Below are 5,834 nucleotides of genomic sequence, written 5' to 3'. Positions count from 1 at the left end.
TCATAATTCAGTACCTTTACTCTTATAGGCAAGTCTTCCCGAAGATTAAACCTTTCATTTAGTTCCCCACTAAGCGTCTGCATAAAATCTTCAAAACATTCTATCTTTACCAAAGTTAATTCCACGGAATAATCACTCACGTACTGGTATCCTGATCCATCAGGATCTGTCAAAATAAGGGTACGTAGAACTTCATGCCTGTCAAGAAGCATATGGAATGCATCTTCTAAAAAACGGAGAGTTACTCTCTTATCTAATCGGAAAACCATTGGAATATTATAGGCATGGCTTCCTCCTTCATAGTTTTCAATAAACCATAATCTTTCCTGACCAAAGGACAAGTATTGCTCTCTGACCTGCTTTACAGGTACAGACCTAATCTCTTCAACGGCAAATTCTGGCAAATCTTCGAGAGCCCGTGATAAACCTGCAATACTTTTATGATTGAATACCATCCCTCCCGTAGCCTGTATTCCTGTTTGATGATAAATTTTATTGACCAATTTAATAACCATAATACTACTTCCTCCCAATCGGAAAAAATCATCATGGATACTGATATGATCTGAATCTAGACCTAACACTTCTCCATAAATCTCTACCAGCTGCTCCTGTAAAGGCGTCTGAGGGCTTGCATATTCCGTCTCCCTTGTAAATAAGGGTTCTGGTAATGATTTTTTATCTAATTTCCCGTTTATGGTTATCGGAAGCTCCTTCAAATGTACATAAGCCGAAGGAACCATAAAATCAGGAAGCACTTCTGATAATAACACTAAAATATCTCTAGAATCAAGCGGATTCTCTGAAACATAGTAAGCAGTAAGATACTTTAAACCCATATTGTTCAACCTGCATATTACTACTGCCTGGCGGATACCAACCAATCCAAGAAGAGCTGCTTCAATCTCCCCGGGCTCAATGCGGTAACCACGAATCTTGATCTGTGAGTCGTTACGGCCCAGATATTCAAGATCACCACCGGTAAGAATACGGACAAGGTCTCCGGTTTTGTAAATCCGTCCATTATAGCCTGATGCTTTTTCCTGCTCAGTCTGAAATGGATTAGACAAAAAGCACTCTGCAGTAAGCTCAGGAAGGTTTAAATATCCTCTTGATACTCCAACTCCACCTATATACAGCTCTCCGACTGCTCCAATAGGAACAGGACGCAAATAGGAATCCAAAACATACACTGAAGTATTACCTAGAGGTACTCCAATATTAAGAGGATTACTATCATGATGCCGTATTTGTTTATAGGTGGCATAAATAGTTGCTTCAGTAGGACCATATAAATTATATATGTTCTTATAAAGGGACCAGTACTTCACGGTTTCTCCATCACCAGGCTCACCTGCATACATCAAAGTCTGTAAAGAAGGGAAATCATAGTGAGGCAATAAAGAAAGCATTACGGGAGGAAGATAAGCATGGGTAATCTCATGAGTCAAAAGGTAATCCTTAACTAAATTAATATCTTTTTTAGTATGTTCGTCCAATAGGTGTAATTCATTGCCGTACAACAATGCACTAAAAAATTCTGAAACAGAAACATCAAATACATAAGAAGTATAGGCACTAAATCTGCCCATTTCACAAAAGTTATATATTCCTCTTATTTCTTCTATGAGGTTGACAACACTCGTATGCTCTATCATTACTCCTTTAGGCTTGCCCGTTGTTCCACTGGTATAAATGACATACGCTAAATTATCGGATTTTACATTTGTTTCAGGATTATCAGCTCTAAAGCTGCCGAGTTCTTTAATCATCTTTTCATCATCAAGACAGATGATATCTGGTATCTCATATCCAAGTTTACTTACAGAAGCTGATTCAGTAATAATCAAACGAGCTCCGGTATCAGGCAGGATATGTTTTCTTCTTTCTGATGGAAAGCTGGGATCCAAAGGAACAAAGCCGCCCCCTGCCTTCATTACGGCGAGAATACCAATGAGCATTTGTTCTGAGCGCTGTAAGCATAAGGGGACCAGTTCGTCAGGTTTTATTTTATATTTTTCAAGTAAATAGTGAGCCAGACGATTCGACCTTTCATTAAGCTCCTGGTATGTTAATCTTATTTCCTGATAAACCAGTGCTGTTTGATTAGGAGTCCGGGACACCTGCTTTTCAAATAAACGGTGAATGGTAGCTTCTCTATTATAAGCAGAATAGGTTTCATTGCAAGCCGAAAGCCAGTTATAGTCTTCCGTCCCCACCAGCTGAAGTTCAGAAAGCTTTATTTCTGAGCCACCAGAAAGGTGTAATGCCGAGATCTGCTTTAAAAAATAAAGATAAGCAGATTTCATCCTTTTTATTGTTGATTCCGTATAAAGACAACTTGCATAATTAAATGTTCCGGATAAAACTTCATCCGTATCATCAATCATAGTAGTAATATCAAATTTAGCAGTATCATAAGAAACACTGCCCTCAAAAGGATAAAGAAAAGAATTTCCTTTAAACACATTAGCTGGCATCTTACTAAAACTTTCAAATCCGAACATCACCTGAAAAATAGGATGCCGCGAAGAATCATTTGCAATATCAAGTGCGCTAACAAGTTTTTCGAAAGGAATGTCCTGATTGGCCTGTGCCCCGGAAACTGAAGTAGAAACTTTTTTGATAAATGCACTGACATTTGTATTATAGTCAATTGTTTCACGAAGAACCAATGTATTAACAAACAAACCTATCATGTTCTCCAGCCCCTGATAATGACGATTAGTAAATGGGGTTCCTACAACAATATCATCCTGTCCCGAATAAGAGGATAGCATTAGATAATATGAGCTGAGCATCACACTATATAAACTGACTCCAAGTTTTTTTGCTAAAGATCTTAAATCAGAACTTATTTCTGAAGGTATTATAAATGAAATTGTATTACCTTCATATGATATTTCCGGCGGTCGTTTAAAATCCAAAGGCAGATTTAAAGTTTCAAAACCGTTGAGATAAGACTGCCAATATTCAAGCTGCTTCTTTAAAATTGTATTGTTAAGATGATTCCGCTGCCATAGTGCGTAGTCTTTATATTGAAATTCCAACATTGGAAGTTCATATTGACAACCTGAAAACAATGACTGATAAATGGCATACAGCTCACGTAAAAAAACTTCTACAGATCCTCCGTCAAAAGCAATGTGATGACATACTACAGACAAATAATAATTCTCATTCATTGAAAAAATACGTATAGAAAGAGGAATTTCTTCTGACAAGCAAAATATTCTCTTTGCTTCTTTACATATTTCCGTTTCCAGAGCATCAAAACTGCTTACCTCCTGAACAGTCAATTCTAAGTAAGGATCTGTAACCTGTTGATAACCTACCCCCTCATTGCTAGTTAAGATTAGACTTCGAAGAATTTCATGTCTTTGTATAACACTTACCAGAGATTTAGACAAAATGGAAATATTTACACTTTTATCTATACGACATACAAGCGGTATATTATATGCATTGTTTCCTCCTTTGTATTGGTCTATAAACCACAATCCTTCCTGAGAAAATGACAAAAGCTGATCTTCCGCATATCGAACATCTGCCTGATCTATACGAATAGTTTCTATAGTAGGTAAGATTTCAAGTACATTGGCCAATTCGACAATACTTTTATTATCGAATACGACTGATACATTAACCTGCATATCCAAATCCTGTCGAATCTTAGCAATCAGCTTAATAGCCATAATACTGTTACCTCCTAAACGGAAAAAATCATCATAGATGCTGATATAATCAGGATCGAGACCCAGGATTTCTCCATAAATCCACACAAGTTGCTCCTCTATCCAGGTCCTGGCCGCAACATATTCCGTTTCCCCTGTAAACAAAGGTTCCGGTAATGATTTTCTGTCTAACTTCCCGTTTATCGTCAGCGGAAGTTCCTTCAAATGTATATAAGCCGAAGGAACCATATGATCCGGAAGTATTTCTGATAACAAAGCTGAAATATCAGCAGGCTCAAACGGAATATCCGACACATAATAAGCAGCAAGATATTTTAAACCCAGGCTGCTTTCCCTGCACATCACCACAGCCTTGCGGATACCACTTAACTCAACAAGAACGGCCTCAATCTCACCAGGTTCAATACGGTAGCCACGAATCTTTAACTGAGAATCGTTACGACCCAGATATTCCAGATCACCGTTTGGAAGAAGACGAACGAGATCTCCCGTTTTATAGATCCTCCCATTATAATATGATGCTTTTTCCTCTTCAGTCTGAAAAGGGTTCACTAAAAAGCGTTCTGCAGTAAGCTCGGGACGATTTAGATACCCCCGGGATAGACCTACTCCACCAATATACAGCTCTCCGACTGCGCCAATGGGAACGGCACGCAAATAGGAATCAAGTACATATGCTGAAGTATTACCAATCGGACGACCAATATTGAGAGAATTATCTTCTTCGCAATAATGATGATAAGTAGCGCATACTGTTGTTTCTGTAGGACCATAAGCATTAATCACGTCAACTCCGTATTTTCTGTAGCATTCCATGATTTCAGAATTAGTAGTATCTCCAGCAACAATGATTTTCTCTAATGGTAAAATTGATTCTTTATCCAATAACGCTGGAGGAATCGTAGCAACTTTAATATCATGCTGAATAATATATTTCTGCAATATCTCCAAATCTGTTCTCGATTCGTTCGGCAAAACATGCAGGATATTTCCGAGTGCAAATACCCAATATACTTCCCAAACATGCGCATCAAAGACATAATCAGCATACCAAAGTAAATTTTTCTGTTCTGATCGATATAAAACTTTCTCCATATCCAATATTGAAGCCTGCTGTTCTATTAAATTCACAACACCATTATGTTCAATCATCACACCTTTAGGCCTACCTGTTGTTCCACTGGTATAGATAACATAAGCCAGATGGTCGGGTCTTACTCCGGTAACAGGATTTTTTCTAAAATATTTTTGAATTCCGTCTGCTGCCTCTGCATCATCCAGATTCAAAATAACAGGTCCCTTATTAGCAATTGCTGAAACATATTCATGCAGCTTTGATACGGTCTCTTCTTCCGCAAGAACAAGGCGAGCCCCTGTATCATTCAGAATATGACTCAGTCTATCTGCAGGATAGCCAGGATCAACAGGGACATAAGCTCCTCCTGCTTTCAAAACTCCTAAAATCCCTATTAGCATCTTTTCTGAACGGTTAAAACAAATAGGGATAAGTTCATCAGGACGGATATCATAATGCTGAATCAGATAATGGGCAAGCTGATTAGCCTTTTCATTAAGATCACAGTAAGAAAGCCGTACATCTCCAAATACAAGTGCTGTAAGATCAGGAGTTCTGAAAGCCTGTTCTTCAAATAAGCCATGAAGGGTAACTGCTTGGTCATAATCAGAACAGATTCCGTGAAGACCGGGCGTTGCTGCTTCAATCCAGCGTAGCTCACTAAGTTTAACCTCAGAAGATCCACGCTGAAACAGATCAGAAAACTGCTCCAGAATATACTGATATGTGCTGATCATATGTTTAATTGTAGAATCTTTGAACAGAGATGTTGCAAAGTTAAATGTTCCACAAAGCTCTTCTCCCTGATCATCAATCATCGTGGTCAGATCAAACTTAGACGTTTCATTCTGTATCCCACTGTTGTAAGGATGAAAAAAATAATCTTCACCATACGTTTCTTTCGCTCCAGATTCAAACCCCTGAAATCCGAACATCACCTGAAATACAGGATGACGAGAGGAATCAGGCTCAATGTTAAGAACCTCTACTAATTTCTCAAAAGGCAGATCCTGATGCATCTGACCTCTCAGAACACCAGAGGATACATCATTAATAAAGTCGCG

At 38.4% G+C, this 5,834-nt stretch carries 1 protein-coding gene; it reads right to left on the bottom strand.

The genetic code is table 11. The features are described 5' to 3' along the window. A partial coding sequence (locus FN817_RS22915; RefSeq protein WP_142719940.1) for a non-ribosomal peptide synthetase occupies nt 1–5,834 on the bottom strand: 5,834 nt, incomplete at both ends.

Origin of the sequence: Chryseobacterium rhizoplanae, assembly GCF_900182655.1 — a bacterium.
GTDB classification, from domain to species: Bacteria; Bacteroidota; Bacteroidia; order Flavobacteriales; family Weeksellaceae; genus Chryseobacterium; species Chryseobacterium rhizoplanae.
This window is presented reverse-complemented; position numbering and strand designations above follow the sequence as displayed.